Here is a 26,487-nt window from a genome sequence, read left to right on the forward strand (position 1 = left end):
CTCTTGCAGCCTTTATCAGCGCTTGGCAAGTTGCACCTAATTCTCAGGGCGGGGTGAAATTCCCCACCGGCGGTATGAGGGCGTTGACCCTCGAGCCCGCGAGCGCATTAGGTTTCCGCGGGGAAACACGGTGGTCTAGCAGATCTGGTGAGATGCCAGAGCCGACGGTTATAGTCCGGATGAAAGAGAATGCGGATGCACGCGAGGGTCAAGGCCTCGTGCGCAGTCGTGATCGCCTTGGGTGGACGTGTCTGAACACCAAAGGAGATCACTATGACACACACCCGTTTCGCCTTCGTCAAAGCGCAGTGGCACGCAGATATCGTGGACCGCGCCTATGAAGGGTTTATCCAAACAGTACCATCCGCACAGGTGGATGTTTTCGATGTGCCAGGGGCATTTGAAATGCCACTCATGGCGCGCGATCTAGCCGCAACCGGTCAATATGATGCGGTCATTTGTGCCGCTTTCGTCGTGGATGGCGGTATCTACCGTCATGATTTCGTGGCACAAAGCGTCGTCGATGGGTTGATGCGCGCAGGTTTGGACACAGGCGTGCCAGTCCTATCCGTTTCCCTGACGCCGCACCATTATCAGGAAACCGATCATCACAACGCCATTTACCGCGCTCATTTCATCACGAAAGGCCGAGAGGCCGCAGATGCCGCCCTTTGCATCCTCAAGGCACGCACAGGGCTGCGCGCTCAAGCCGCCTAGCCCAGATAGGCTTGCAAGGCCGGTGGCGGGTTTTCCAAAAGCGCCGCCGCCGGTTGCGGGGCAGCGGCGCGCCCGCCTTCCACAAAGATCACATCATCCGCGATACGCCGGACATCTTGCGGATCATGCGTGACCATTAACAGCGTTGCGCCCGTCTCATCGCTCAAATCATGCACTAGATCCAGCATTTCATGACGCAGGGCAGGCCCAAGAGCCGCGAAGGGCTCATCCAGCAAAATAACTGGTTTATCCTGTACCAAAACCCGCGCCAAAGCCGCCCGGCTTTGCTGCCCACCAGACAACTCGCCCGGTTTGCGTTCGCCCATATCGCGCAGCCCGACGCGGTCCAATGCACGCTCAAGACGGGCGTGTTCCTCACCGGACAGTTTTAAGTCAGGGCGAATCCCCAAGCCGATGTTTTTCGCGATGCTAAGGTGCGGGAACAGGTTGTTGTCCTGAAACAGCATTGCCATCAGACGCTCCCCCGGCACGGCTTGCGTAATGTCGACATCCTCCCACAAAAGCGTCCCATCGCCCAGATCCAAAAACCCGCCGATCGCACCGAGCAGGGTGGATTTACCAGACCCCGAAGGACCGATAACCGCGGTTTTGCGACCATGTTGTATCTCAAAATCAGCCTTCAGCAGAAAGTTGCCCTGCGAAATTACGATGTCTTTAAGCTTCAGCACGCCAACGGCCTCCTTTGTCGCAGAGCCAGAACAGCCCAAGTGCCATCGCCAGCAACACCAAGGCCGCTCCCGCCGCCGCTTCGGTGCGATAGGCCCCCATCAGACGGTACATCTGGAGTGGCAGTGTCGCGCGATCCGGGTCGGCAAACAGAGCGATAACACCCAAATCGCCGACAGACAGCGCACCTGTCAGACCTGCTGTGAATCCAATTTGCGCGCGTAGACGCGGGATCACCAGCCAGCGCCAGGCCGTCCAGCCGCGCAACCCCAATGAGCGGGACAGTCGATCAAAGGTATTCAACACATCGCGCATGGGCGGCACCAAAATGCGCAGTGCGAAAGGCAAGGCCATCAGGGCATTGATCAGGGCGGTTACCGGCAGGGCCAGAGGCACGGGATCCGCGACAGGGTTGATCAGAATGAACCAACCGGTGCCGATCATCAGGGGCGAGGCAGACAGGCCAATCAGGCCGATCGCCTCGGCACCGCCGGCGCGGCGTGTGCTGATCCAGCCTGCCATGGGCAGCGCGACGGCCAGCAGGACGGCAATGCTCAACACCGCAACACCCAGCGAGTTACCCGCTGTCTTCCAGACCCCAATTGGCATTTGCGGCAAGCCATAAAGCCCCGCGAGCACAATCGCAAAAAGAGGCAACAGCAGAAAGGCGCTTCCCAGCGCGATCACCGCCGCATCCTGTACGCGTTGAAACCCACCTCGTGCGTCCCATCGGCGCAATTCACGATCCAACCCTGCACTCATAGCGATATCGGGGATGATCCACAAAGCAATCAGTGCGGCACCCCCGGCCAGAAACAATTGGACAAAAGACAAAAGCGCGGCGCGTGACAGATCAAAATCAAATCGAAAAGCCTGATAGATGGCCAGTTCAATGGTGGTCGCGCGCGGTCCACCGCCAAGCGTGAGCGCGACGGCGAAGCTGGTCAGGCAGATCACGAACACAAGCGCTGCCGCACCGGGTACGATCTGCAACAGCAAAGGCAGTTCCAGCGTGCGCTGCACCATTTTTGGCGGCAGATTGAGTTGTGCGGCCAGCCGGAAACGCTCTGCCGGGATGCTTTGCCAGCCTTGCAGCAAAAGCCGCGTCGCCAGTGGCAGATTGAAAAACACATGTGCCAACACGACCCCGTGCAATCCGTAGATCGACAGCGTTGGCAGGCCCACCGCCTCCAGGACCACGTTGACCCAACCAGATCGCCCGAACACGGTCAGAAGCCCCAGAACGGCGACGATAACAGGGAGGATGAATGGGGCGCCCAGCAGGGTGATCAAAAACCCACGCCCCAAGAATCTGCGTCTTGCCAAGGCACGGGCCAGAGGAATCGCGCAGGCGACAGAAATCAATGCCGAAAGCGCCGATTGTACCAGAGTAAATCGGATCGCGGCCCATTCGGCCGGACCAAACCCGCGTCCAACATCGGCGCGAACCGCGATGCCGATGAAAGCCAGCAGGACCACCGCAACGACGAAACCGCCTGCGATGATCCCAGTTTTACCGATTATTGGCTGAGCGCGTTGCGCCATGTTTCAATCGCTTGTGCCTTGAGGGCTTCGGCCTCGTCTTCAGAGTAAAACAACACCTTTTCCGGAAGCGGCAGTTGCGACCAACCTTCGGGCCACTGATCCGCTGGCAAAGCAGATGGCAGGGACCAGTTCGCCGTTGGGATCATCCGCTGGAAGTCGTTGCTAAGCACATACGCCATGAAAGCATCCGCCAGTTCCGGCACTTGCGTTTGGGCGATTTTGCCAACGGTTTCGACCATGAAATAGTGACCTTCCGGGAAGATTGCCGCCTTTTTGGTGAAATCTTCTTCCGCAAACATGTGGTAGGCGGGAGATGTGGTGTAGCTCAGCACCATATCGACTTCACCATCCGTAAACATGCCATAGCTCGCAGACCAATCCTTGGTCACGGTCAGAATACTGGGGGCGAGTTTTTTCCAGACATCGCCCGCCTCTTCGCCGTAAACGGCCTGCACCCAAAGCACCAAGGCGAGGCCTGAAATCGAGGTGCGCGGATCCTGAATGACAATCTTTACGTCATCGGGCAGGTCCAGAAGGGCATCAAAACTGGCCGGAGGCGCGTCCATTGTTGTTTCGTTGTAGATGAACGCGGTGTGCCCATAGTTGAACGGCAGGAACGTGTCATCCGTCCACTCAATCGGCAGCGTAAGGGCGGTGTTGTCCTGCCCATGCGTGGTGAATAGGCCTGTCTCGCGCGCCTTGGCAGTCACATCGGATGTCAGCCCGATCACGACATCAGCTTTGGTGCGTTCCCCCTCCAGAAGCAGACGAGGGAGAAGATCGCCCGTCGCAAATTGCAAATCACAGGCGCAGATTTCTTCGAACCCGGTCTCAATCATCGGGCCGGGGCCCCATTCGGATGTGAAATAATCGCCCGCATAAACGGTCAGCACGGGGGTTTCTGCCCCTGCCTGTGTGGCCAACAGCAGCGTGGTGGCAAATAGAGTTCTTCGCATGATCAATCCTTTCAAATGCGTCGAACGGCGAAAGAGGATGATCAGCTCACCTTCCCTCCGCCGGTCTTAACCGGTTCAGGTTCTACGGGTCCGTGTGCAACACATCTCAGCCGGAATGGCCCCCCGAGGTACGCGTAGCGATAATGGCCCAGGCAGGCCTTGGCAAGCGATAAGGTCTTGAGGCGACCCGCCTGCCCCGCTAAGCACCCTGCTCAAGGGAGCATTTGCAATGTCGATCAACAGCTTTGGCCATCTTTTCCGCGTCACCACATGGGGTGAAAGCCACGGACCAGCGCTGGGTGCGACCGTGGATGGTTGTCCGCCCGGTGTGGCCATTGATGAGGCGATGATCCAACAGTGGATGGACAAGCGTAAACCGGGCCAGAACAAATACACGACGCAGCGGCGCGAAGCAGATGAAGTGCGCATCCTTTCCGGTACGTTTGAAGGCGTAACCACGGGGACGCCGGTGCAGCTGTTGATCGAAAACACGGACCAACGCTCAAAAGACTACGGGGATATAAAGGACAAGTTTCGTCCCGGTCATGCTGATATCACCTACTTTCAGAAATATGGTATCCGCGATTATCGTGGCGGCGGCAGATCAAGCGCGCGCGAAACTGCGGCGCGGGTTGCAGCGGGTGGTCTTGCGCGCGCGGCACTGTCCAGCCTTGCTCCGGGCGTCGTGATCAAAGGGTATATGACGCAGATGGGTACTCATCAGATTGACCGGGGCCAATTTGATTGGGAACAGATTGATCAGAACCCTTTCTGGGTGCCGGATGCCACAGCCGCCAAAGACTGGGCAGCGTATCTCGACGGGTTGCGCAAATCGGGCAATTCGGTAGGCGCCATCATCGAGGTTGTCGCACGCGGTGTTCCTGCGGGCCTCGGCGCACCAGTTTATGGTAAACTTGACACAGATCTGGCAGCCGGGATGATGAGCATAAATGCCGTCAAAGGCGTGGAAATCGGTGAAGGCATGTCAGCCGCGATGCTGACGGGTGATTTGAACGCCGATGAGATCAGCATGGGGCCAGAAGGGCCGATCTATTCGTCGAACCATGCCGGTGGTATTTTAGGTGGCATTAGTACCGGGCAGGATATTGTCGTGCGCTTTGCAGTGAAACCGACGTCCAGCATTCTGACCACGCGGCGAACGATCACCAAGACTGGCGAAGACACTGAAATCATCACCAAGGGTCGCCATGACCCTTGCGTGGGCATCCGCGCGGTTCCGGTGGGAGAGGCTATGATGGCCTGTATTCTGCTGGATCATCTACTGTTGCACCGCGGTCAGGTTGGCGACAACCAAGGGCACATCGGATAGATCAAACGGTCAGGCAGGTTCCATCCCCAAAAGGTCGGCAACGCTCTGGACACTTTGCTCGACAATATCAAGCGACATGCGAGACCGCGCCAAAACCCGCAGACCGATGTATTGTGTGAGCAGCGTATTCGCCAAGGCGCGCAAATCATCTTTTGGCAGGCGTGCATGTGCCGGTGAATCGCGCAGGGCTGCTTCCAGCGCGTTCCGCATGGCGCGCATGCCTTTTTCCACCGCAATGGCGATGTCAGGGTCAGACATCTCAAATCCGGCTGCCGCAGAACACAAAAGGCATCCGCGCGTGTCCCCCGCCGCCACAGCCGCGGATAGCGCGTGAAAGAGACTGAGTATTCTGTCACGCCCATCGGGAACGCATGTGTTTGTCAAACGCGCCTGAGCCGCGCCGACAGCCTCTTCTTCGTAATGCGCCAAAACCAACAAATAGAGGTTTTTCTTATCCTTGAAGGCTTTGTATAAACTGCCCCGGGTCAAGCCCATCCCCTCCAGCAAATCTGGGAGAGATGCTTCCTGATACCCTTTTTCCCAAAAAACTCCGGTTGCCCGCTTAAGGGCATCAGCTGGGTCGAACTCTCTGGGGCGTGCCATATGCGTCTCCTATTTTGGGACAGATATAGTTCGGAACCAACTGTTACACAACTCACGCGAACGTGTATTGTACTGATCGGTTCCAAACCCTACATTGGCAGCATCAAGACACGCCAAACTCAAACAGAAAGACCGACCTCATGAAACTCCTCATCAATGCCTTCCTCGCTATCGGCCTCACCGTTCTTGCCACTTTTGGCGCATCCGCCGGAACCTCTGGCAGCTTCATCGGCAAAAGTGACCACATCACAACTGGCGGTGTGACCATCGTCAAAAACGCCGACGGCACCGCAACGGTTACACTGGACGAGAACTTCTCCCTGGATGGTGCACCCGATCCCCGTGTCGCCTTTGGCAAGGATGGCAGCTATGCGCCTGAGGCAGACCTCGGCGAATTGAAGAACCTGAACGGCAAACAAGTCTACACCGTGCCTGCATCCGTAAACATTGACGATTACAACGAAATTTACATCTGGTGCCTCAAATTCTCGGTTCCCCTTGGCGTCGCTGCCCTGAACTGAGCCCATTTAAAGAGGACGCGCGATCCACCCTGCGCGCTTGATCTTTCCCCGCCACGGGCGCAAGAAACGCTCATGGCCCAAGACCTTACCCAACACCAACCGGGCCGCGCAATTGCTTTGAAGCTTTGCGCGGTCTTTTTGTTTATGGTCATGGCCGCCATCATCAAAGGTGTCTCAGGCAAGGTCCCGCCCGGCGAGGCCGTTTTCTTTCGCTCGCTTTGCGCCATGCCGGTCATTCTATTGTGGCTTTGGCAACGGGGACAGCTACGTCAGGGATTGATCCCCTCCAACCTCATGGGCCACGTCTGGCGCGGCGTTTTTGGCACGACAGCCATGGGACTGACTTTCGCGGGCCTGGGTCTTTTGCCTTTGCCCGAGGTGACGGCAATTGGCTATGCTACGCCCATGTTTACCGTTCTGTTTGCCGCGCTTTTCCTTGGCGAACGTGTCCGAATTTTCCGCCTTTCCGCGGTTGCGCTGGGATTGATCGGCGTCATGATCGTCATGGCCCCGCGCCTGAGCATCGGAGCTGATGAGGTTTCGCAAGCCGCCACACTTGGGGCGGTCATGGTTCTGGTTGCTTCTATCCTGCGCGCGCTGGTGCAAATCCATGTGCGTCGACTTGTGAAGACCGATCACACCGCCGCAATCGTGTTTTATTTCTCAGCCACCGCAACATGTCTGGCGTTGCTCTCCGCCCCCATCGGCTGGGTCGTGGACCATCCTTCCTTTGTCTGGCTCTGGCCAGAGCCATCTATCTTGCTGTGGCTTGTGTCGGCCGGTCTGGTGGGCGGTGTTGCACAGATTATGGTGACCTCCTCCTATCGGTTCGGCGGGGCTTCCATGCTCGCACCCTTCGATTACGCCTCCATGATCTTTGCAGGCATCATTGGTTACGTCGCCTTTGATGAAATTCCAACCGGTCCGATTATTCTGGGCGCGAGCCTTGTGATCGCCGGCGGTGTTCTGATCATTTGGCGCGAACGTCAATTGGGACTGGACCGCAGCAAGTCAAAGCCCAATATGACACCTCCAGGGGCCCCATAATAAAGAGGATCATTCGATGAGCGACGCCAAGACATCCCACAAAGAAGACATGAAAAAAGTGCAGGCAAAGCACAGGGCCAAGGTTGCTGAAGCACAAGATCCGGAAAAAGGGCTGGTGCTGGTCCATACGGGCAACGGCAAAGGCAAGTCTTCCAGCGCCTTTGGTGTCGTGATCCGTGCATTGGGCTGGAAACAGAGCGTCGGCGTCGTGCAATTCATCAAAGGCAAATGGATCACTGGCGAAAAACGGTTTTTCGACCAGTTGGGTGATGTCACATGGCACACCATGGGCGAAGGTTTCACATGGGACACGCAAGACAAAGACCGTGATATTGCCGCGGCCGAGGCCGCTTTTTCCAAGGCCGTCGATATGATGAACAGTGGTGAATACGATCTTGTCGTGTTGGATGAAATCAACATTGCGCTGCGGTATGATTATTTGGATATTCATAAGGTTATCGAACACCTCGAAGGTCGCAACAAACGCACCGGCGTGATCCTGACAGGCCGAAATGCCAAACCCGAGTTGATGGAATACGCCGATCTTGTCACCGAGATGACCGAGGTAAAGCACCCTTACAAATCGGGGATCAAAGCCCAACGCGGCGTTGATTTCTAAGCCTCTGGTTTCCATTCCACCCGGCCATTCGTTTGGCCGGGTTTTCGTGTGTTTCAGATCGCAAAGAAACGTTGTAGTTGCTTGCTTGATGAAATTGTCAATGGTGGCGAAATTCGCCTCAGCCATTGCGGGCATCCTGGTAAAACGAACCTGCGCATGGTTGCAATCGCCCGTTTGCCCCCACAGCAATCTTACGGGTTGAAAAGGAATCTTCGGGCCTTGCGCGGTCGGTCTCGGGCCGCTCAAATCTCAAAGAAAGCTCAAAAGTAGAGGGAAGTACATCCGAGCCACCCGGACCGCTTCGTTTGGATCATCGGAATAGACAAAACAGGTCGATGAGGTGAGCTGAAACCTTTCCCTGCACCACAATTTGGATGTCACAAAAGCCAGGGACACATGCCAATCTGTATAAGCGCAACCCATCCGGTGCTTGTGTAAACGGGGACTGTCAAGGCTCAGAATTGCAACATGCCGCCCGAATGACGGGCGGCATGAACAGACAGACCAAATGCCCCGGTCAAAACGTCAGATTCCGGCGCCCTTTGGGTCCAGAGTCACCGTGTAGAGTTCTGTATCCGCGCGATCCATCAGGCGAACCTTCATCTGCCGGGTTTGCGCGTCGATGTCCACGAGGCCAAAAAATTGCAAGCCCATGGACGGTGGCAGATTGATACCTTGTTCCTCGCTTGGGGCTTTGACGAATTTCACTTCGGCGCCAAAGGTCGCATCCATCGCATTCGGCCCGAATGTCCCTGCATGCAGAGGCCCGGACACAAATTCCCAGAACGGTTCAAAATCCTGAAACTGCGCCTTGTCAGGATTGTAGTAATGCGCCGCCGTGTAATGCACATCTGCGGTGAACCAGACGGTGTTGTCGATCTTGGCCGTCTTGATGAAACGTAACAGCTCCGCAACCTCGACCTCGCGCCCCATTGCAGGACCGCTCTGACCGTCCGCGATCCCTTCCGCACCTGCCTGTTCGCGAAAGTTATCCCATACAATCAGACCGATGGGTTGATCCGAAGCAATCACCTTCCACGTCGCTTTTGAGGCCGCCAACTCGCGCTTCAGCCACGCCATCTGCGCGGCACCCAAAACGCGTTGGTCATCGGTGAGTTCCGTGGTTGCGGTTGCCGTATTCGGCCCGCGATAGCTGCGCAGGTCCAGGAAAAACACGTCCAGCATCGGGCCATAGTTGATCTTTCGGTACACCCGGTTTGGCTCCTGGGGCGTGATCCGCAACGGCGTCATCTCATGGAAGGCCCGTGTGGCCCGTGCCTGCAAAAGGTGCACGGATTTTTCAGTGTATCGATCATCGCCCGTCAGGTCCTTGCTGTCGGACCAGTTGTTCACCACTTCATGATCGTCCCATTGCATGAAGGTTGGCACGGTCGAATTCATTTCTTGCACGTGCTGGTCCAGAAGATTGTATTTCCATTGGCCGCGGAATTCATCAAGCGTTTCGGCAACCTTGCGCTTTTCATCCGGCAGAACGACATTTTTCCACAATGTGCCGTCTTTTAGTGCCACCTCATCCTGCATCGGGCCATCGGCATAGACTGTATCACCGGAATGGATGAAAAAATCCGGTTGATGCCGCGCCATGGTGGCATAGGTCGCCATGCCCTCATCATCAATGCCCCAGCCCTGCCCGGCCGTATCACCCGACCACGCAAACCGGATGTCGCGACGGGCCGTCGGGGCCGTGCGAAAACGTCCGACCAATGGATCTGAAACCGCGTTGATGTCGTTGAGGTCGGCGGCCGTGAAACGGTAGAAAATATCCTGATCAGATGGCAAATCCGCAACCAAGCGCTTGATCGCCATGTCACTGGAGGGGATCGCGTCCAATGAGGCGAGGCGGCGCGCATCGGAGAAGCTTTCGGTGGTGGACACCTCCATGGCGACGCGTGCAGGGCGATCTGTGCGGGTCCAGATCATGCCTGAAGATGTGTTCACATCGCCTGACTGGACGCCATGCGTGAAGGTAGGGCGCGACGCGGCGCGACTGATGGCGGGCAGGGCAAGGTTGGCGGCAAAGGCAGTGGAACCGGCCAGAACAGCGCGGCGGGTCGGGCGAATAAGACGTGTCATAAATGCTCCATGTGGCGTTTGGCTACCGCGACATAGGACTGTCTTATTGTAACGCTCTCTGAACACCCGTGTAACGGTAAAGACAAGGTTTTGTGACGCCCGGATTAAGCTTGGAGGCGTGTATCCGAGCCGCCCAGATGCGCTTGGGTGACGTAAGTGAGGGGGCTGTTTTCCAGCGCCAGGGAAAAACATGGCTTTTGATCAGAGCCTTCGGGGCCATTTCCAAAAGTACCAGTAAAGGCTGTGTCCCGATGCGGCTTTCACAACATCGAGACAGAAATCAACAGTGGCTGTGAAGAAACAGATCCGTTGGACAAACCCGCTCCTAGCGCTCGCATGAACCCCCATCGTGTTCCCGAATTGTCGCTAAGATCACTTGAAGCAACGCCATCGGATCAAACGCCACATCAGATGAAAACTTCAACTCGGCATGGGGCATGGCCCACCTCTTGGATCAGCTGCGCACCAGGGTTTCGTAGCCCTGCGCAATTTCTCGGGTAATGCCGCCAACCTCGAAGTTGAAATCGCCAATCTGGCCGACCGGCGTGACTTCAGCCGCCGTGCCTGTCAACCAGCATTGCTCAAACCCTTCAAGCTCTTCTGGCATGATGTGACGTTCGTGCACTTTGATTTGACGGTCCTTGAGCATGCCAATCACTGTCTGGCGAGTGATCCCATTAAGGAAACAATCCGGGTCAGGCGTGTGCACCTCACCGTCCTTGACGAAAAAGATGTTGGCGCCTGTCGCCTCGGCCACATAGCCACGATAATCAAACATCATGGCATCCGAACAGCCTTTGGCCTCAGCGGCATGTTTGGACATGGTGCAGATCATATAGAGACCCGCCGCCTTGGCATGGCTTGGGATGGTTTCAGGGCTGGGGCGTTTCCACTTGGAGATATCCAATCGCGCGCCCTTCATTTTAGCGTCCCCATAATAGGCGCCCCACTCCCAGGCAGCGATGGCCAGTTGGACAGGATTGCGTGCTGATGCGACGCCCATGTCTTCGCCTGCACCGCGCCAGGCAATGGCCCGCACATACGCATCCTGAAGACCGCTCGCGGCCAAAACTTCAACCTTCGCGGCTTCGATTTCATCCACAGTATAGGGGATTTGGAAATCAATCATCTCAGCTGAGCGCTTGAGCCGTTCGGAATGCTTCCGGCTTTCGAAAATCTTGCCGTTGTAGGCGCGTTCACCCTCAAAAACCGAGGACGCATAATGCATGGCATGGGTCAGAATATGGACATTGGCATCGCGCCACGGGGTCATCTGACCATTCATCCAGATCATGCCGTCGCGGTCGTTATATGCGCCTGCCATTGTTTTTCCTTCCCAAATACACCGTGTGCTTTTCAAATATTGCGCAGATTACGTCCGATACGGACATAAAGTTGCGCAAAAGATGCGATTCGATATCCCTTCGCTCTTGGAATGTCAACAACACTGACATATGCTGCCTCGGAACAAACTGAAAATACCTGAGGCATGTTATGGCAGACGGGCGCAGCACGACGGCCCATAGTGGTGAAAACCTTTTGTTTCTGACCGATGAGCAATTGCGGCAGGGTATTGAGGCGATGTTTTTTGCCTATCGCGGGTTTACGGCTGATCCGGACCGTATTTTGTCCGAAATGGCTTACGGAAGGGCGCATCACCGTGCTGTACATTTTATCAACCGTGCGCCGGGAACGACCGTCAATAACCTGCTCAACATCCTGGGTGTAACGAAACAATCTCTCAACCGTGTCTTGCGCACCCTGATCGAGGATGGTCTGGTAGAGAGCAAGGTTGGCAAGCTCGACAAACGCGAGCGCCATTTGTTTTTGACCGAGGAAGGCGAGGCGTTGGAACAGAAACTATCAGATGCTCAGCGTGCCAGAATGCGCATGGCTTTTCGTGACGCGGGACCCGAAGCCGTCGCTGGGTTCCGGCAAGTGCTTGAAGCCATGATGGATCGCGAAATGCGGTTTGCCTATACACGGCTGAAGGATGGCAGCATATGAGCGATATGGATGCGCACCTGCTGATTGTTGATGACGATGAACGCATTCGCACGCTGTTGCAGAAGTTTCTGATGCGAAACGGGTTTCTGGTCACCGCGGCGCGGGACGCAGATCATGCGCGCCGTATTTTGTCCGGTCTGGATTTCGACCTGATTGTGCTGGACGTCATGATGCCCGGCGAGGATGGACTGTCGCTCACCAAATCCCTGCGTGAAACGCGCAGCACGCCAATCTTGTTGCTCACGGCCAAAGGCGAAACCGGCAATCGCATCGAAGGTTTGGAAGCGGGTGCGGATGACTATCTGGCCAAACCCTTTGAACCCAAGGAATTGCTTTTACGCATCAACGCCATACTGCGCCGTATGCCCGAAACCACCGACGACCACACTACTCCCAAGGTGCTCACGCTCGGGACCATAAGATATGACATGGAGCGCGGTGAAATGTGGCAGGGCGAAGATCTTGTGCGCCTGACAGGAACGGAAATCCTGTTGATGAAGATATTTTCCGCAAGTTGCAATGAACCGATCAGCCGCGCCAAGCTTGTGGAAGAATTGGGGCGAGATCGTGGTCAGGCGCAGGAACGTGCCGTTGATGTACAAATCACGCGGTTGCGGCGCAAGATCGAAGATGATCCCAAGCAGCCACGTTATCTGCAAACGGTGCGCGGCGCTGGATATATGCTGGCACCCGAATAGATCGCGAGTGGTACAGGGGCTGTCCGGACCCGGCCCTGATGGGGCCTCCCCCGAGAGTATTGCCAGCCAAAAGAAACCGACTGCGGGCTGGCACAGCACTCGGAAAAAGACTAAAAGCGCCATGGTGGAACACAGGAAGTGACAGCGATGACCGACAGCCCCGTGGAAGAGATGAGTTTTGAACAGGCCATGGCGGAACTTGAAAAGGTGCTGGGGCAATTGGAACGCGGCGACGTGGCCCTGGATGAGAGTATTGCGCTTTATGAGCGCGGTGCGGCATTGAAGGCGCGCTGTGAAACCAAGCTGAAGGAAGCCGAGGAAAAAGTTGCCGCCATTACTTTGGATGGCGATGGCAATCCGACAGGTGCTGCGCCGGTCAAAGGGTTCTGAACATGTTTGCCGACCGTCTGAACGCGTCCGCTCAGACCATCCAACAGCATTTTGATACGGTCCTCGGAGCACTTGACGACCTGCCCGTGGTACAGGCGATGGCGCATGCGACCCATGGCGGCAAGCGTCTGCGCGGTTTTCTGGTGATGGAAAGCGCGCGTCTGCATGGGATTGATCCGTTGCACTCGATCTGGCCTGCCGCCGCGATAGAAGCCCTGCATGCCTATTCGCTGGTGCATGACGATTTGCCTTGTATGGATGATGACGACCTGCGCCGGGGACAACCCACAGTTCACAAAAAATGGGATGATGCCACTGCGGTTTTGGCGGGTGATGCTCTGCAAACGCTGGCCTTTGAGATGGTGAGCCGTCCGGAAGCCAGCCCTCATGCAGAGGTGCGCGCGAATCTTGCCCTGCGGCTGGCGCGCGCCAGTGGGGCGCAGGGCATGGTTTTAGGTCAGGCGCTCGATATCGCCGCCGAAACCGCAAAAACACCCCTGTCGCTGGAACAGATCACCGCTTTGCAACGCGGCAAAACCGGGGCGTTGATCGAATGGTCTGCCACTGCAGGAGCTTGCATGGCAAAAGCCGACACTAGCGCATTGCAAGCTTATGCGCGGGCATTGGGGCTCGCCTTTCAAATCGCGGATGATGTACTGGATGTGACCGGTGACAGCGCCACTGTCGGCAAAGCCGTAGGCAAGGACGCAGGCGCAGGCAAGGCGACCTTTGTTTCCCTTTTAGGCCTGGAGGCTGCGCGAAAACGCGCCGCTGAACTTGTGGAGGAAGCCTGCGACAGCCTGGCAGGTTACGCAGAGGACGGCGAGACCCTAAAAGATGCGGCACGCTTTGTTGTAACGCGCGCCCATTGAAAGATCCGAAAATGACGTCAGAAACGCCCCTGCTGGACACGGTGCATCGCCCCGCCGACATGAAGCACATGTCCGATCATCAGTTGACACGTCTGGCGCATGAACTGCGCTTGGAAACTATATCCGCCGTATCCGTCACCGGCGGCCACCTTGGCGCGGGCCTTGGTGTTGTCGAATTGACCGTGGCGTTGCATGCGGTTTTTGATACGCCGCGCGACAAAATCATCTGGGACGTGGGCCACCAGTGTTACCCGCATAAAATACTGACCGAGCGGCGCGACCGCATTCGTACACTGCGCATGAAAGACGGCCTCAGCGGGTTCACCAAACGCGTCGAATCCCCCTATGATCCTTTTGGTGCGGCGCATAGCTCAACGTCGATTTCCGCCGCTTTGGGGTTTGCTGTTGCGCGCGATCTGGGCGGTGTGGTGCCGGAAGGTCTCGGTGACGCCATCGCGGTGATCGGGGATGGTGCCATGAGCGCGGGCATGGCCTATGAGGCGATGAATAACGCGGGGCACTTGGGCAAACGTCTGATCGTGATCCTGAATGACAATGAAATGTCGATTGCCCCACCCGTCGGTGCGATGTCTGCCTATCTCAGCCGCCTCTATGCAGAAGAGCCATTTCAGGACTTCAAAGCCGCAGCGAAAGGCGCGGTCAGCCTGCTGCCTGAACCTTTACGGAAAGGTGCCAAGCGCGCCAAGGATATTCTCAAAGGCATGGCCGTGGGCGGCACCCTTTTTGAGCAGTTGGGGTTTTCCTATTTGGGGCCTATCGACGGGCATGACATGGATCAGCTGCTGCCCGTCCTGCGCACTGTCAAAACCCGCGCGACAGGTCCGATCCTGATCCACGTGCTGACTAAAAAAGGCAAAGGATACGCGCCTGCCGAGACCGCGCGTGACAAGGGACATGCCACTGCAAAATTCGATGTACTCACCGGCGCCCAGAAAAAATCGCCCTCCAACGCGCCCAGCTATACCCGCGTTTTTGCCGACAGCCTGCTGCAGGAGGCCGGCAAGGACGACAAAATCTGTGCCGTGACCGCCGCCATGCCGGACGGGACCGGGTTGAACCTGTTCGCAGAACGCTATCCCAGCCGGTGTTTTGATGTGGGCATTGCCGAGCAACATGGTGTGACATTCTCTGCGGCCCTCGCGGCGGGGGGGATGAAACCTTTCTGCGCGATGTATTCCACATTCCTCCAACGCGGATACGATCAAGTGGTGCATGACGTGGCGATCCAACGCTTGCCTGTGCGCTTTGCCATTGATCGCGCCGGATTGGTGGGGGCAGACGGCGCGACGCACGCAGGCGCGTTCGATATTTCCTACCTGACGAACCTGCCCGGATTTGTGGTGATGGCCGCAGCTGATGAGGCAGAGCTTAAGCACATGGTTGCCACGGCCGCCGCCCATGACGCGGGGCCCATCGCTTTCCGGTTTCCACGTGGTGAAGGTAAGGGGGTCGAACTGCCCGAACACGGTGAACCTTTGGAGATTGGCAAAGGTCGGATCCTCTCGCATGGAGCGCGTGTGGCACTGCTGTCCTTTGGTACTCGTCTTGCAGAAGTCGAAAAAGCCGCTGAGGCGCTGAGCGCGCGCGGCATCACGCCAACTATTGCGGATGCACGTTTCGCCAAACCGCTTGACCGTGACATGATCCTGACTCTCGCGATGGAGCATGAGGCCCTGATAACAATTGAAGAGGGCACTCTTGGGGGCTTTGGCAGCCATGTGGCACAGCTTCTGGCCGAAGAAGGCGTTTTTGATGGCGGGCTCAAATACCGCTCCATGGTACTGCCGGATATCTTTATCGATCAGGCAAGCCCTGCTGACATGTACAAAGTCGCTGGCATGAATGCCGCCGAAATTGAAACTAAAGTACTGGATGTTCTGGGCGTGGCGCAAATCGGCGAAGCAAGGGCCTAATATCAGCTTTGTCCAGATACTGTTGGACAAGTTGGTTGATTGGATCGTACAGCCCTGGTTCACTTGTTTTGAGACGGTAGAATTGGCGATGATAGGACCGTGGCAGGTGGCGCAAGGTGCGTTGTTTTATGAGTTTTCAATCGAAGAGTTTGTGCCGCAGGGTCATCCGATGCGTGGGATTGTTCGTTTTTGGATCTGACAAATGTGCGGCCTCTTCTGGCCCCGTGTTATAACGCGCATGGCCGCCATTCGATTGATCCTGAGCTACTGATCCGCATGCTGTTGTTGGGTTATTGTCAGGGCATCCGGTCCGAGCGGCGGCTTTGTGAAGAGGTACATTTGAACCTGGCCTATCGCTGGTTTCTTAAGGTGGGCATGTTTCGTCAACTCCTTTTTGTCTTCTTGGGATTTGGTTGCGCCCGAAAGGGTTCAGGCTTCTTTTCGTGCTCGACGCCTGACGACGTCGACGGACAGGATGGGGTATGAAGGGTCGGACGGCCTAGCTTTGCCGTGCAATTGGTAGTGAATTTCCCACCGTCGCAACCAACGATGCGGGCTCATCTGCCCCTCGCACCCTCCCGGGCGCAACGTTCCACCAGAAGGCGGATCTCAGTGTCGTGTATTTAGACGACTGCCATTGTGTGTTAGGCGATTGCGGGTCCGACCAGCGGAAGTCTGTGCCGTCAGACCACATGCAATGCATGACGACAGCCAGTTTGCGTGCGAGAACAACCTTGGCCGATTTCACGCTACGGCGTTTTGCGATCCGCATGGCCCATGCCCGCAATGAAGACCACCCGCCATGATGCATCAGGACATGTGCGGCCTGATAAAGCGCCGTCCGAACCATCTCGTCTCGACATCGGCTGATCCTCCCATCATAGTCAATTTGACCCGAGCTCCATCGTTTCTGGGTCAGTCCAACATGGGCGCCCACATCACGTGATCGTTTGAAGCGCTCCGGGGCGTCCACGCCAGTCACATAAGTAAGCGCGACAATCACACCCACTCCCGGAATTGTCATCAACCGCCGACAAGTCGGGTCACGTCGAGCAAGCTGGATGCAAAGACGGTCGAGGCGCTCAAACGCCTCTAGGATGGCACGTCTTGCACGTAGCAGCGGCTTCACAAGCGCAATCAGGCTTTGGTCACCCGTGACAAGTTCAAGGGTACGACCTTCAAAACCGCTCTTCGTGATGGCACCGGTTCTGAGCCCAAAAAAACTTTAGGGACCGGACTCTTGCTCACTTTCTGTGCGCTGCAATGCAGCTTTCGCCTTGCGGCCAGTCGTTAATCGCGCAGCATTTTCGCCTCGGCAGTGACTGGGTGGCGGGCGAAGCGGGTTTTCGACGCGGTTTAGTCAATGACCGCTTTCTTAGTGAAGACTGCAAAGGCATCGCTTGCCAGTTGTACCTGCCCTATTGTTGATCCAAGCCAAGGGATGCCACAAACATCTGCGCTGCCCTTCCCGGCATTCGATCACGAAAATGGGTTTTTAGATCGATTGAACCGAACTTGAAATCTGGCAGCACCTCGACCAATGCGCCACTGGCCAATTCAACCTCGACCGATCCTCGCATCACCATCACGGCACCAATGCCTGCGCGTGCCAAAGCCAATGCTGCGGCTCTGCTCGTCACCCGAAGAGTCTGGGTAAATCTCAACGGCAGCACTCTGCCATCCTGCGCTGTTGCGAGTAGTTTCCGGTCAAGCTGGCTATCGATCAACGGAATTGAGACAGCGCCAGTGGAGTCGACGTCAACTGCGTTTTTCGCGACAACAACAAGTGGCAGGTTTTCAGATGAGCGACTGCGTTCACCCGGCGCAATGTAGTCAGTTCGGATGGCGACTTCGATCATTCCGGCGTGCAAGTCGATCACCGTATCTGTAACGTCGATGTCAAATACAACTTTTGGATGGTCTTTTTGAAAGGCTAGTATCTTCTCTGGGAGCCAAAATCCGGCCAGTTCGACAGGCAAGGTGATCCCAAGTGTCCCGACCAGAGGTTGTTCTTCGGATGTAAGACTACTCAGACCGCTAGCCGTAGCCAGAATCTGTTGCGCCGCGGAGTGGGCCTGCACGCCAGCTTCAGTCAGGGCAAAGCGCCGTGTTGTTCGCGTTGCCAACGATATGCCCAACTCTTCCTCCAACTCGGACAAGGCTTCTGACAAGACGGGCACGGACAGGTTCAGCCGTAGTGCGGCCCCACGGATTGATCCAGCTTCTCCAATCGCAGCGAAATATATGAGCCGACGCAGGGTTTGATGGGAGATCATTTTATTAGATTTTTCCAAACAGTATATTTTGTCGTTCATATCTACCGAACAATCTATCCGTGGACCATCGTGAATTCATTCAAACCTGATGAGGACTTCACCATGAGAACATTCCCAACACTGATTGCTGTCACCGCGATCGCTTCAACCGTGGTTCCCGCATTTGCTGACAACATAGATACCGTGCGCAGTTTCTACACGGACTTGCTGACAACACCCGCAGATGCCACGTCAGAAGCCGTTCGCGCCGTTGTGGCAGAGGATTGGAAATCCACGCCGACACCTTTGGGCGGTCCGGGCGCGGAAGGCTTTCTTACCACGCTTGGCGCCTTTGGGGGGCTGATCCCGGACCTGAAGTGGGAGGTGCAGGAAATCTGGCAGGATGGTGATACCTACATTGTGCGGGGCATAGCCACCGGTACTCCGCAAGGCCCTTTCCTTGGCGTTGATCCGGCAACCGGCAAGAGCTTTGAGATCATGTCGATTGACGTCCACCGGGTAGAGGGCGGCCTTTTGAAAGAGTCCTATCATATCGAAGAATGGCTAACTGCAATTGGTCAGCTTACGGCCGAATAGACAACTCAATGCGTCCGAGCTATTGTCCCGGGCGCTCCCCCAAAATCGACATTCGCGGAGTGCGCAGCATCAGCTAATCTGGGCGGGACCCTCCTGCGGAAACTTCAATGCGCCATGCCGTCCAGAATGCTGACAGCAGCAGGAACCCGAGAAGGTTGAGGTTGAACTGGTCCGGCCACTCCATCTTGAGAATGTCACCAAAAGAAGCGGGCGGCAGGTTCTGGCCATGATTGGCGACTACCAAGGCCGTGTACACTTTGGCAATCGATACAATGGGCACGAGAAATATCCTGAATGCCGTCATCCTGTTTCACCGGCGATATTGCGTGCGATGGACGATCAGGCGTGAACGCCAAGCAAAAGCCTGCGTGGATCACCATTGCATTGGCCGATCAAATAGATCAGGTAGGGCGCGAAAAAGAGGATGCCCAGCGGTGGTGCACAAACACCAAGGACTACTCCTGTGCGTGTGAACCCGCTGCGCCAGGCCATCCAGAGGCCGGACAGAACAAGATAGGTTGCAAAATCCACGTTGAATTGACCCTGCCAGGTCAGCGCTAAGATGGGACTGAGAAACGGCGTGAACAGATTGAACCCCCCGTCCACAATTGCCGTGATCGTAAACAGGATGATGATGCCAGTCATGGCGATCAGAACAATACGGAGTCGAGCCATTCGTTTTCTCCTTTCAGGGTGTTTCTAGTCATTTGCCGGTCGCCACATCGGGCCGATGATCAGCAAAAGAACAAGGATATTCCAAAGCGCGTTTGGCCAGTGTCCCGATGTGATTGATCCCGCACTGTCCAGCACAAACCACGACAGCGTGCTGACCAGCAGGGTGCGTCGCACGCCTTCAGGGGCTTGATCGTAAACCCAGATCGAAAGGCACCACACCATGACGCCCCAACCCAACAGAAATCCACCAGCGAGTGCGGACAGAAACCAGATCTCTCGCGACCGGTAGGACGGGAAGCCATCAAGCGGCCATGACAGAAGATCCAGACCCCAACGCGCGGGTTCGTTCAGCGTCGGCATTGTTCCTAAAAACAGGACGGGTCCGAAGCCAGCGATGACGAGCGCTGAAATCTTGAGCCAGAATTTGTGAAAAGCCCTGGTTGCCATCCTCGTCGCCCTGTTTCGCTTCCTTTGTGTGAAGTGCTACGATCCGGCGCTGCACCAAAGCAATTACCTTGGAGGTAAGTGAAATCGATAAAAGCCCGTGCTAGAACGGGCCATGACCGAATTCACCGAGACTTTGAAATCCTGGCGCAAAATGCGCCGCTACAGCCAACTTGATCTCGCGATCGAAGCGGATATTTCGGGGCGGCATCTTTCGTTTCTCGAAACCGGTCGGGCGAGGCCAAGTCGCGGAATGGTGCTTCGGCTCAGTGAGGCGCTGCAATTGCCGCTTGATGCGAGCAACCAATTCCTGACCCAAGCCGGGTTTGCCGCCAAATACGGGGACCACAAATGGTCGGATGATCAAATGGCGCCAATTCGCCAAGCTGTTGAAAGAACACTGTCAAATCACATGCCCTATCCGGGCCTCGCCCTGAATCGCATGTGGCGCATCGTTCAGGCCAACGAGACGGCCACACGTCTCTTTGGTCAGTTCGGGTTTGGCGTCGGAGATAGTTTGATCGACCTTATGGTATCCGACATCCTACCTGAAATTGTGGAAAACTGGCCCGTCGTGGCGCAGGCTGCCGCCTCACGCCTCCGCGTTGAAAGCCTGGCCCAAGGGGGCGTTCCGGAATTCGACAGGGCGTCCGCACATCTCGCGCAATTCGGTACGCAGGCAGAGCGCGCCAAAAGCCCGGTGATCCCAACCATCGTCACCATCGGAGGTTTGCGGCTGTCTATGTTTGCGACCATCGCCCAGATCGGAACACCAGAAGACGTCATGCTCGACGACTTCAAGATCGAGCTCTATTTTCCGATGGACCACGAAACGGGCGCTGCTTTTGAAACAATGAGCGCAGGTTGATCATCATTGGGTTCTTTGATGGCTCAAGGGCGGGACAAACCTGCCATCCTGTCAGCTGTGCCTGCGCCCGCTTGCCTTGAGCCTTGCATTTGGACGCCTTTTTATTTCCGCTTTTGAAGGTCGCAGAGGGTGATACCTTCCCCAATCGCTGTGAGGGCGTCATCCATCTGGCGCTTCTCCGTAGGCGGCGTTTTTGCCGACATCACATGATTGGTGAACATGCGCTTCTTGCCGGCTGTCAGCTTGTCCCACCGCGCGCTCACCTGCGCATCGGCAAAGACCGCCGCTTCCAACGCTTTCGGGGCATCCACGAAGTCCTGGTCATCGACACGAAACCGCATCTCAACCTCGTCTCCAACGTCTAGACCGGTCTGCGCCTTGATCTCAGGCGAGACGATGAAGTATTGCCATCCGTCGCCGACCGGCATCCACGCACCGGAACGTCCGCGATTTCGCCTTCAACGCGCAGTCGAAGATATGTCTTGAACGGTAACTCGGCTTCAAAGCGTTACGGCATGAACAACACCTTGTAGGTGATGACGCGAGACTTCCCCACGCCATGCAGGGAAATCTCGCCACAAATTTCATGGGTGAAGTAGCTCATTCTTGGATCATGCGGCCTGCTTTTTGTGCTTGAATGGGTTTGTTCCTTGCGGTGGGCGACCCACGACCTGTCCGCTCATGTCCCGATAAGCGGGCCCAGAGAATGCCTTGAGGCCAGCTAAATCCTTGCGATGTATCTCCCGCGTCCATTTCGACAATCCGGTAAATTTCCAGATCGCATTGAACGGGCGGGGCAGTTCATTGACGAAAGAGGGGCCAGAACTTTCGTGAGATTTTCACCAATCGCCTGCAATTCAAAGGTCAGTCGCGGGTGATGGGGCAGGCCGGGACCGACGAGAGTGAGGGCGACCTCCTCGTTTTCCTTGAGGCTGATCCCCTCCAGATGCCCCACGCGATTGCCCTTGGTGAAGAACGCTGATTTCGCGCCGACCTGACCGTACGGTCCCTCAACGGTGCAGGTCGATTTGGTGTCTTTCGGCCATGTTGACCAACGCATCAGATGCTCTTGCAGGCGGATGTCATCATAGACATCCATGATCGGAGCATCGACCGTGATCCTTTCAGTGTATGCGACCCGCGTGGGCGCGATCAGAGACAAGATTCCGACCAAAACAACGAAAGCCAGACGGCTGTACACAATGCTTTCCATTCAGGAAACTTCTCGATCCTTGCGTTTCGCTGTGTGTTGCGTGACGATCTATATCAAGTACCTTGATTGCCAAGCTATTTTGGTACACATGACACAACCCAAAACGACACGAAACCGGAAGACCTTGTGGTGGCCTGTGAGCGGCTCTAAGTATCCATCGACCGGCTTGATACAAAGGCCGCAAATACGGTTGGCGTCAGCCGGAAAGATTTCAAATGTCTCAACATACTTGCGGAAGAGCCTGCGAAACCAGACATCATCGCCGCCGAGCTTGGACTCACAACAGGGTCTGTCACGACCCTCCTGGATCGGCTTGAAAAGCCCGTTTGGTGAAACGGGAACGGGATCCGACGGACCGTCGGGGTGTGGGCGTGCATCCAACCCCTTACCTGTCCGGGACACTTGGGCCGCTCTACCGTTCTGCTGCGGGCGAAATTGAACGCATTGCAGATACCTACTCTCAAAAGGAACGCTCCGCGGCAGTAAAGCACTTTCTGGATGCGTCATCGGCTTACGATCTGGCATTGGATTGTGAGCAGACGAGGAGCGGCCAGTCGTGCGGGTCGCGGCATTTAGCACTTTGGGCTCGAAACGGGCATCTATCCGTTGCCTTCACATCTCTCGCGGCCAATCGGGATGGAACTGGCGCAGGAATGCCCTAATCAATCTTTGACCCTTGAAGCATCATCCCCAGACCTGTCCGATAGTCTGGGTATTTCAACACCACGCCCAATTCACGCTTGATCAAATCGTTCCGCACTTTTTTGCTCTCGGCATAAAAACTGCGCGCCATCGGGCTCATATCTGCCGTTTCAAAATCAACCTCGGGGGGCAGGGGCAGGCCCAATAGCTCTGCGGCATAGGCAATGACATCCTGTGGGGGGGCCGGATCATCATCACAAAGGTTGTAGATCGCGCCTGGATTGGGTTTGCGTAGAGATGCCTCAAGCACCTGCGCGATGTCTTCTACGTGGATGCGCGAAAACACCTGCCCCTTTTTGATGATCCGGCGCGCGGTGCCATTGCGCACCTTGGCGAAAGGCCCGCGCCCCGGTCCATAGATACCGGCCAGACGGAAAATATGCAGATTGAGGCCCGCAATCGCCTGCCACTCCGCTTCGGCTTCAACCCGCGCGAGACCGCGTTTTGTGGAGGGCGTCAGCGGTGACGTTTCATCGACCCACCCGCCCTGATGATCACCGTAAACACCCGTGGTGGACAGGTATCCAACCCATGAAAGGTTCGGTGCCGCAGCAACGATTTCCGCGCGCAGGGCGGCAAGAGTCGGATCCCCCTCCGGCCCCGGTCCGGCAGAAACAAGCAGCGCATCGGACTGCGCCAGCGCCTCTGACAGGTCCGTTCCGGGCCAGATTATTGGCTCAACACCCGTCGCCATGATCTGGGCTGCCTTTTCATCGCTGCGGGTTGTGCCGATGATGCGCCACCCCTTTGGCAGCAAAAGCTGGGCCAAAGCACGCGCCGAAAATCCATGACCGATGGAGAGGAGTGTTTTCATTCCACCAAATTGGACGCAGCGACCGGGAGGTTCAAGCCCCGTGGCCTCTTTTGCCTTAGCGGCCCTTCCAGACGGGATCGCGTTTTTCAGCGAAGGCGCGCGCGCCTTCCAGTTGGTCTTCGGATGAATACAACCGATCCACCGATGCCAACTGGCGTTTTGTGATCCGGTTCATCGCATCCTGAAACTTGGCGTCCTCAGCATCACGCACGATTTCCTTGATTGCAGCATAGACGAGCGGCGGTCCCGAGGCGATCAGGTCGGCCAGCGCCCATGCCCGATCCATCAATTCACCGGCTCGGACGATTTCGTTCACCAGACCCCAGCCCTTGGCCTCGGATGCGTCAAACCAACGCCCCGTTAACAGCAATTCCATCGCAATATGATAAGGTATGCGTTTGGGCAGCTTGACGGAGGCTGCATCTGCAACCGTGCCTGATCGTATTTCCGGCAAGGCAAATGTGGCGTGATCCGCCGCCAATATCATATCCGCGCTCAGCGCCAGTTCCAGCCCGCCGCCACAGGCGATCCCGTTGACCGCGGCAATTACCGGCTTGTTCAACCCGCGCAGCTCCTGCAAACCGCCAAAACCCCCGACACCGTAGTCACCATCTACTGCATCGCCGTCGGCAGCGGCCTTGAGATCCCAGCCGGGGCAAAAGAACTTCTCGCCTGTGCCGGTCAGAATGGCCACGCGCAATTCGGGATCATCCCGAAATTCCGCAAAAACCTCGCCCATGATCCGCGAGGTCGCGAGATCAATGGCATTGGCTTTGGGCCGATCCAGCGTGACCTGCAAAATAGCACCTTTTCGACTGGTTTTAATCGGATCCATCTACATTTCCTTTTGCATTGAAGGGGCGGCCATCGTGATGAGAGCATCAGCAGCGACAGCACTGTCTGACGTGCAGATCAGCGGATTGATCTCAATCTCGTGAATTGTGTCTGCATGCGCAACGACACAAACCTGCAGCGCCAGAATCGCAGAAGTAATGGCCGCAATATCAGCGCGCGGTTTACCGCGATAGCCGGTCAGCAACGGATAGGTTCTGAGCTGTGCCAGCCCGTCCGCGACGTCCGCCGCCGTGACCGGCAATAACAAGGACACCGAGTCCTGCCAGAGTTCGGTCATCACGCCGCCGGCGGCGATCGTCAAAAGAAATCCATGCGCCGGATCGCGCGTGACCCCGACAAGCAACTCAGCAACCACCCCGAGAATCATTTCCTCAACCAGAAAACTTTCGGCTGCCATAGGCTCCGCTGCATGAGCAAGACAGTCATGCGACAGGTTTAACGCCACGGCACCCGCCTCAGACTTATGGGCAAGACCGCGCCCTTTGAGCGCCAGCGGCGGCGACAGATCGCCTGCCGGTCCCGGATCATCAAAAGAAGCCAATACAACGCCCCTGGGCACATGAACGCCATGCGCCTTCAACAGGTCCTTGGCCTCGGCTTCGCCCACCAATGCAAGGGGTCCGGCAGCCTTGGGAACTAAAAGCGGCAAACGATGTGGCGTGCCCATGTTTGCAGCCGCCTCCGCAGCCATCATGGCCTCACGCAACCCGCAGATCGGGGTCACGCCTGCCGCCAGAAAACGCGCGGCAACAGCGCGTGGCATCAATTCGGGCAGTGTCGCCACCACAGCAACGGGTCTTTCGCTGATCCGGCGCAATGCAATCGCGGCTTGGGTGGCGCAGTCCCAGGCGCTGGCATCGGTATGCGGATAATCTATGATCAGCATCACCAAACCAATGTGATCTGCGGCCATGGGCAACCATGCGGCCACCATCCGATCCGCATCACCCCAAATATAAGTGTGGTAATCCAGCGGGTTGGACAACGCAACCAAAGACCCCAAAGCATCATGGAGCGCGGCTTTCTGACAGGCGCTGAGCGATGGCAGACTAAGCGACAAACCCTCCGCCGCATCAGCGACAAGACTGGCCTCCCCGCCGGAACAACTGATGCAGGACATCGCGTTGCTCTCCAACGCGCCCGTAACGTGCAGCAGTTTCAGCGTCTCCAGAAAGCTTGGCAAATCATGCAGACGCGCAATTCCGAGCCTGCGCAAAAACGCTGAAGCCCCGGTATCACTGCCCGCCAGCGAGGCGGTATGCGACACGGTTGCCTGTCGCGCCTGTACCGACGCGCCAACCTTCAGCGCCACCAGCGGCACACCCTTGTTCCGCGCCTTGAGCGCCACCACATGCCACTGCGTCCCATCGCCAAATCCTTCGATGTGCAGACCAATCGCAGTAATGCGGGGATCATCCAGCAGCGCCAGCGCTATCTCTGCCTGACTTGTCTGGGCCATGTTGCCGCAAGTCACGACACAGGCAATGGGCAAGCCGCGCAGCTGCATCGTGAGGTTGATGGCGATGTTGGAACTCTGGGTAATTATCCCAACACCGCTTTCTACGGGCGCGCACCCATGCTGGTCCGGCCACAAAAGCACCCCATCAAGGGCATTTATGAAACCATAGCAATTGGGCCCAAGGATCGGCATGTGACCCGCTGCCTTCACCAGAGCGGCCTGCAAGTCAGATGCTGTTGCGTCTTCGCGTGACGCTTCGGCAAAACCAGAGGCAAAACAAACCGCGCCACCCGTACCCGCCTCGGCCAGCGCTGCAACGATGCCAACACTGAGATGCCGGTTCACAGCAACATATGCCGCATCCGGCACGCCGGGCAAATCAGCCACAGAAGGCACCGCGGCAATCCCCTCTATCGGGGCCGGGTCGGGATGCACGCGCCAGATATCACCGTCAAAACCCATCGCTTTCAACTGCACCACCACCTGCGCGCACCATGCACCTCCGCCGATCACAGCCACAGAGCGGGGGCGCAACAATCGGCTCAAATCACGGCTCACCTGGCGCCTCCGGCACTTCTTTTGGCT

The 26,487-nt window shown here is 56.7% G+C and carries 28 protein-coding genes, 2 pseudogenes and 2 riboswitches; of the genes and pseudogenes, 14 read left to right on the forward strand and 16 right to left on the reverse strand.

Features of this window, described 5'->3' with window-relative positions:
* The first annotated feature begins 35 nt into the window (after nt 1-35).
* Nucleotides 36-195, forward strand: a riboswitch (FMN riboswitch).
* A gap of 78 nt (nt 196-273) precedes the next feature.
* A complete protein-coding gene (locus tag R8G34_11265) occupies nt 274-717 on the forward strand; it encodes a 6,7-dimethyl-8-ribityllumazine synthase (GenBank protein ID MDW3223447.1) in 444 nt (147 codons plus the stop codon).
* On the opposite strand, the gene R8G34_11270 is transcribed toward R8G34_11265, so the two are convergent.
* Genes R8G34_11270 through R8G34_11280 form a run of 3 tightly spaced genes read right to left on the reverse strand, consistent with a single transcriptional unit; the run spans nt 714 to nt 3,905 of the window.
* The gene (locus tag R8G34_11270) at nt 714-1,406 is read right to left on the reverse strand and encodes an ATP-binding cassette domain-containing protein (protein ID MDW3223448.1); all 693 of its coding nucleotides are present in this window, start codon (nt 1,404-1,406) and stop codon (nt 714-716) included. The two genes, R8G34_11265 and R8G34_11270, sit on opposite strands and share 4 nt — an antisense overlap.
* Nucleotides 1,393-2,949, reverse strand: coding sequence for a thiamine/thiamine pyrophosphate ABC transporter permease ThiP (locus R8G34_11275; GenBank protein MDW3223449.1), 1,557 nt, complete (start codon nt 2,947-2,949; stop codon nt 1,393-1,395). Before R8G34_11275 ends, R8G34_11270 begins: the two co-directional genes overlap by 14 nt.
* A complete protein-coding gene (locus R8G34_11280; protein MDW3223450.1) occupies nt 2,925-3,905 on the reverse strand; it encodes a thiamine ABC transporter substrate binding subunit in 981 nt (326 codons plus the stop codon). Before R8G34_11280 ends, R8G34_11275 begins: the two co-directional genes overlap by 25 nt.
* A 35-nt stretch (nt 3,906-3,940) precedes the next feature.
* Nucleotides 3,941-4,041, reverse strand: a riboswitch (TPP riboswitch).
* A gap of 93 nt (nt 4,042-4,134) precedes the next feature.
* On the opposite strand from R8G34_11280, the gene aroC reads away from it, so the two are divergent.
* The gene (gene aroC / locus R8G34_11285; protein MDW3223451.1) at nt 4,135-5,235 is read left to right on the forward strand and encodes a chorismate synthase; all 1,101 of its coding nucleotides are present in this window, start codon (nt 4,135-4,137) and stop codon (nt 5,233-5,235) included.
* Nucleotides 5,236-5,244: 9 nt separating this feature from the next.
* Here the strand turns inward: aroC and R8G34_11290 are convergent, their stop codons facing one another.
* Nucleotides 5,245-5,838 carry a TetR/AcrR family transcriptional regulator gene (locus R8G34_11290; protein ID MDW3223452.1) on the reverse strand — a complete coding sequence of 198 codons (594 nt, stop codon included), beginning with the start codon at nt 5,836-5,838 and terminating at the stop codon, nt 5,245-5,247.
* A gap of 140 nt (nt 5,839-5,978) precedes the next feature.
* On the opposite strand from R8G34_11290, the gene R8G34_11295 reads away from it, so the two are divergent.
* From R8G34_11295 to cobO, 3 genes are all read left to right on the forward strand, one after another.
* Entirely contained in the window at nt 5,979-6,359 is a 381-nt protein-coding gene (locus R8G34_11295; protein ID MDW3223453.1) for a DM13 domain-containing protein, read from the forward strand.
* 72 nt (nt 6,360-6,431) lie between these two features.
* Nucleotides 6,432-7,406 carry a DMT family transporter gene (locus R8G34_11300; GenBank protein MDW3223454.1) on the forward strand — a complete coding sequence of 325 codons (975 nt, stop codon included), beginning with the start codon at nt 6,432-6,434 and terminating at the stop codon, nt 7,404-7,406.
* 16 nt (nt 7,407-7,422) lie between these two features.
* Nucleotides 7,423-8,025, forward strand: coding sequence for a cob(I)yrinic acid a,c-diamide adenosyltransferase (gene cobO, locus R8G34_11305; GenBank protein ID MDW3223455.1), 603 nt, complete (start codon nt 7,423-7,425; stop codon nt 8,023-8,025).
* Between the two features lie 525 nt (nt 8,026-8,550).
* Here cobO and R8G34_11310 read toward each other — a convergent pair.
* Together R8G34_11310 and R8G34_11315 are read right to left on the reverse strand one after the other, a co-directional pair.
* On the reverse strand, nt 8,551-10,119 hold the full coding sequence (locus R8G34_11310; GenBank protein ID MDW3223456.1) for an alkaline phosphatase D family protein: 1,569 nt from the start codon (nt 10,117-10,119) through the stop codon (nt 8,551-8,553).
* A 454-nt stretch (nt 10,120-10,573) separates the two neighbouring features.
* Nucleotides 10,574-11,443 carry a branched-chain amino acid aminotransferase gene (locus R8G34_11315; GenBank protein MDW3223457.1) on the reverse strand — a complete coding sequence of 290 codons (870 nt, stop codon included), beginning with the start codon at nt 11,441-11,443 and terminating at the stop codon, nt 10,574-10,576.
* Between the two features lie 170 nt (nt 11,444-11,613).
* Between R8G34_11315 and R8G34_11320 the strand changes: the two genes are divergently transcribed.
* The 6 genes and pseudogenes from R8G34_11320 (at nt 11,614) to R8G34_11345 (ending at nt 16,395) form a co-directional block, all read left to right on the forward strand.
* A complete protein-coding gene (locus tag R8G34_11320) occupies nt 11,614-12,126 on the forward strand; it encodes a MarR family transcriptional regulator (GenBank protein MDW3223458.1) in 513 nt (170 codons plus the stop codon).
* Entirely contained in the window at nt 12,123-12,824 is a 702-nt protein-coding gene (locus R8G34_11325; protein MDW3223459.1) for a response regulator, read from the forward strand. The genes R8G34_11320 and R8G34_11325 overlap by 4 nt, the downstream gene beginning before the upstream one ends.
* Before the next feature lie 147 nt (nt 12,825-12,971).
* Nucleotides 12,972-13,214, forward strand: coding sequence for an exodeoxyribonuclease VII small subunit (locus R8G34_11330; GenBank protein ID MDW3223460.1), 243 nt, complete (start codon nt 12,972-12,974; stop codon nt 13,212-13,214).
* A gap of 2 nt (nt 13,215-13,216) precedes the next feature.
* Entirely contained in the window at nt 13,217-14,086 is an 870-nt protein-coding gene (locus tag R8G34_11335) for a polyprenyl synthetase family protein (protein MDW3223461.1), read from the forward strand.
* Between the two features lie 11 nt (nt 14,087-14,097).
* Nucleotides 14,098-16,020: a 1-deoxy-D-xylulose-5-phosphate synthase gene (gene dxs, locus R8G34_11340; protein ID MDW3223462.1), complete on the forward strand. Its 1,923-nt coding sequence runs from the start codon at nt 14,098-14,100 to the stop codon at nt 16,018-16,020.
* Between the two features lie 88 nt (nt 16,021-16,108).
* A pseudogene (locus tag R8G34_11345) lies at nt 16,109-16,395 on the forward strand (transposase).
* A 289-nt stretch (nt 16,396-16,684) separates the two neighbouring features.
* Here the strand turns inward: R8G34_11345 and R8G34_11350 are convergent.
* Both R8G34_11350 and R8G34_11355 read right to left on the reverse strand, forming a co-directional pair.
* A pseudogene (locus R8G34_11350) lies at nt 16,685-17,056 on the reverse strand (transposase).
* A 382-nt stretch (nt 17,057-17,438) separates the two neighbouring features.
* Nucleotides 17,439-18,296, reverse strand: coding sequence for a LysR family transcriptional regulator (locus R8G34_11355; protein MDW3223463.1), 858 nt, complete (start codon nt 18,294-18,296; stop codon nt 17,439-17,441).
* A 102-nt stretch (nt 18,297-18,398) separates the two neighbouring features.
* Here R8G34_11355 and R8G34_11360 point away from each other — a divergent pair, with 102 nt between their 5' ends.
* The gene (locus R8G34_11360) at nt 18,399-18,872 is read left to right on the forward strand and encodes an ester cyclase (protein ID MDW3223464.1); all 474 of its coding nucleotides are present in this window, start codon (nt 18,399-18,401) and stop codon (nt 18,870-18,872) included.
* A gap of 73 nt (nt 18,873-18,945) precedes the next feature.
* On the opposite strand, the gene R8G34_11365 is transcribed toward R8G34_11360, so the two are convergent.
* Genes R8G34_11365 through R8G34_11375 form a run of 3 tightly spaced genes read right to left on the reverse strand, consistent with a single transcriptional unit; the run spans nt 18,946 to nt 19,994 of the window.
* Nucleotides 18,946-19,152: a hypothetical protein gene (locus tag R8G34_11365; protein MDW3223465.1), complete on the reverse strand. Its 207-nt coding sequence runs from the start codon at nt 19,150-19,152 to the stop codon at nt 18,946-18,948.
* A gap of 59 nt (nt 19,153-19,211) precedes the next feature.
* Nucleotides 19,212-19,547: a hypothetical protein gene (locus R8G34_11370; protein MDW3223466.1), complete on the reverse strand. Its 336-nt coding sequence runs from the start codon at nt 19,545-19,547 to the stop codon at nt 19,212-19,214.
* Nucleotides 19,548-19,571: 24 nt separating this feature from the next.
* Nucleotides 19,572-19,994: a hypothetical protein gene (locus tag R8G34_11375; GenBank protein ID MDW3223467.1), complete on the reverse strand. Its 423-nt coding sequence runs from the start codon at nt 19,992-19,994 to the stop codon at nt 19,572-19,574.
* A 112-nt stretch (nt 19,995-20,106) separates the two neighbouring features.
* Between R8G34_11375 and R8G34_11380 the strand changes: the two genes are divergently transcribed.
* Nucleotides 20,107-20,859 carry a helix-turn-helix domain-containing protein gene (locus tag R8G34_11380; protein ID MDW3223468.1) on the forward strand — a complete coding sequence of 251 codons (753 nt, stop codon included), beginning with the start codon at nt 20,107-20,109 and terminating at the stop codon, nt 20,857-20,859.
* A gap of 101 nt (nt 20,860-20,960) precedes the next feature.
* Here R8G34_11380 and R8G34_11385 read toward each other — a convergent pair whose 3' ends face one another.
* Complete coding sequence (locus R8G34_11385) at nt 20,961-21,287, reverse strand: YdeI/OmpD-associated family protein (GenBank protein ID MDW3223469.1); 327 nt, start codon at nt 21,285-21,287, stop codon at nt 20,961-20,963.
* Between the two features lie 293 nt (nt 21,288-21,580).
* Nucleotides 21,581-22,072, reverse strand: a complete 492-nt coding sequence (locus R8G34_11390; GenBank protein MDW3223470.1) for a hypothetical protein — start codon at nt 22,070-22,072, stop codon at nt 21,581-21,583.
* A 329-nt stretch (nt 22,073-22,401) separates the two neighbouring features.
* On the opposite strand from R8G34_11390, the gene R8G34_11395 reads away from it, so the two are divergent.
* On the forward strand, nt 22,402-22,734 hold the full coding sequence (locus R8G34_11395; GenBank protein MDW3223471.1) for a hypothetical protein: 333 nt from the start codon (nt 22,402-22,404) through the stop codon (nt 22,732-22,734).
* Here the strand turns inward: R8G34_11395 and R8G34_11400 are convergent.
* Genes R8G34_11400 through R8G34_11410 form a run of 3 tightly spaced genes read right to left on the reverse strand, consistent with a single transcriptional unit; the run spans nt 22,731 to nt 26,460 of the window.
* On the reverse strand, nt 22,731-23,588 hold the full coding sequence (locus tag R8G34_11400) for an SDR family oxidoreductase (GenBank protein ID MDW3223472.1): 858 nt from the start codon (nt 23,586-23,588) through the stop codon (nt 22,731-22,733). The genes R8G34_11395 and R8G34_11400 overlap by 4 nt on opposite strands.
* A gap of 55 nt (nt 23,589-23,643) precedes the next feature.
* On the reverse strand, nt 23,644-24,423 hold the full coding sequence (locus R8G34_11405) for a carnitinyl-CoA dehydratase (GenBank protein ID MDW3223473.1): 780 nt from the start codon (nt 24,421-24,423) through the stop codon (nt 23,644-23,646).
* On the reverse strand, nt 24,424-26,460 hold the full coding sequence (locus R8G34_11410) for an acetate--CoA ligase family protein (protein ID MDW3223474.1): 2,037 nt from the start codon (nt 26,458-26,460) through the stop codon (nt 24,424-24,426).
* Between the last annotated feature and the right edge of the window lie 27 nt (nt 26,461-26,487).

This window comes from Paracoccaceae bacterium (assembly GCA_033344815.1).
Taxonomy (GTDB): Bacteria; Pseudomonadota; Alphaproteobacteria; order Rhodobacterales; family Rhodobacteraceae; genus Roseobacter.

What these genes read in the sequence shown, in the direction of transcription:
- R8G34_11265 (MDW3223447.1), top strand. Translation starts at nt 274, where the DNA reads ATGACACACACCCGTTTCGCCTTCGTCAAAGCGCAGTGGCACGCAGAT.
- R8G34_11275 (MDW3223449.1), bottom strand. Translation starts at nt 2,949, where the DNA reads ATGGCGCAACGCGCTCAGCCAATAATCGGTAAAACTGGGATCATCGCA.
- R8G34_11280 (MDW3223450.1), bottom strand. Translation starts at nt 3,905, where the DNA reads ATGCGAAGAACTCTATTTGCCACCACGCTGCTGTTGGCCACACAGGCA.
- aroC (MDW3223451.1), top strand. Translation starts at nt 4,135, where the DNA reads ATGTCGATCAACAGCTTTGGCCATCTTTTCCGCGTCACCACATGGGGT.
- R8G34_11290 (MDW3223452.1), bottom strand. Translation starts at nt 5,838, where the DNA reads ATGGCACGCCCCAGAGAGTTCGACCCAGCTGATGCCCTTAAGCGGGCA.
- R8G34_11295 (MDW3223453.1), top strand. Translation starts at nt 5,979, where the DNA reads ATGAAACTCCTCATCAATGCCTTCCTCGCTATCGGCCTCACCGTTCTT.
- R8G34_11300 (MDW3223454.1), top strand. Translation starts at nt 6,432, where the DNA reads ATGGCCCAAGACCTTACCCAACACCAACCGGGCCGCGCAATTGCTTTG.
- cobO (MDW3223455.1), top strand. Translation starts at nt 7,423, where the DNA reads ATGAGCGACGCCAAGACATCCCACAAAGAAGACATGAAAAAAGTGCAG.
- R8G34_11310 (MDW3223456.1), bottom strand. Translation starts at nt 10,119, where the DNA reads ATGACACGTCTTATTCGCCCGACCCGCCGCGCTGTTCTGGCCGGTTCC.
- R8G34_11315 (MDW3223457.1), bottom strand. Translation starts at nt 11,443, where the DNA reads ATGGCAGGCGCATATAACGACCGCGACGGCATGATCTGGATGAATGGT.
- R8G34_11320 (MDW3223458.1), top strand. Translation starts at nt 11,614, where the DNA reads ATGGCAGACGGGCGCAGCACGACGGCCCATAGTGGTGAAAACCTTTTG.
- R8G34_11325 (MDW3223459.1), top strand. Translation starts at nt 12,123, where the DNA reads ATGAGCGATATGGATGCGCACCTGCTGATTGTTGATGACGATGAACGC.
- R8G34_11330 (MDW3223460.1), top strand. Translation starts at nt 12,972, where the DNA reads ATGACCGACAGCCCCGTGGAAGAGATGAGTTTTGAACAGGCCATGGCG.
- R8G34_11335 (MDW3223461.1), top strand. Translation starts at nt 13,217, where the DNA reads ATGTTTGCCGACCGTCTGAACGCGTCCGCTCAGACCATCCAACAGCAT.
- dxs (MDW3223462.1), top strand. Translation starts at nt 14,098, where the DNA reads ATGACGTCAGAAACGCCCCTGCTGGACACGGTGCATCGCCCCGCCGAC.
- R8G34_11355 (MDW3223463.1), bottom strand. Translation starts at nt 18,296, where the DNA reads ATGATCTCCCATCAAACCCTGCGTCGGCTCATATATTTCGCTGCGATT.
- R8G34_11360 (MDW3223464.1), top strand. Translation starts at nt 18,399, where the DNA reads ATGAGAACATTCCCAACACTGATTGCTGTCACCGCGATCGCTTCAACC.
- R8G34_11370 (MDW3223466.1), bottom strand. Translation starts at nt 19,547, where the DNA reads ATGGCTCGACTCCGTATTGTTCTGATCGCCATGACTGGCATCATCATC.
- R8G34_11375 (MDW3223467.1), bottom strand. Translation starts at nt 19,994, where the DNA reads ATGGCAACCAGGGCTTTTCACAAATTCTGGCTCAAGATTTCAGCGCTC.
- R8G34_11380 (MDW3223468.1), top strand. Translation starts at nt 20,107, where the DNA reads ATGACCGAATTCACCGAGACTTTGAAATCCTGGCGCAAAATGCGCCGC.
- R8G34_11385 (MDW3223469.1), bottom strand. Translation starts at nt 21,287, where the DNA reads ATGCCGGTCGGCGACGGATGGCAATACTTCATCGTCTCGCCTGAGATC.
- R8G34_11390 (MDW3223470.1), bottom strand. Translation starts at nt 22,072, where the DNA reads ATGGAAAGCATTGTGTACAGCCGTCTGGCTTTCGTTGTTTTGGTCGGA.
- R8G34_11400 (MDW3223472.1), bottom strand. Translation starts at nt 23,588, where the DNA reads ATGAAAACACTCCTCTCCATCGGTCATGGATTTTCGGCGCGTGCTTTG.
- R8G34_11405 (MDW3223473.1), bottom strand. Translation starts at nt 24,423, where the DNA reads ATGGATCCGATTAAAACCAGTCGAAAAGGTGCTATTTTGCAGGTCACG.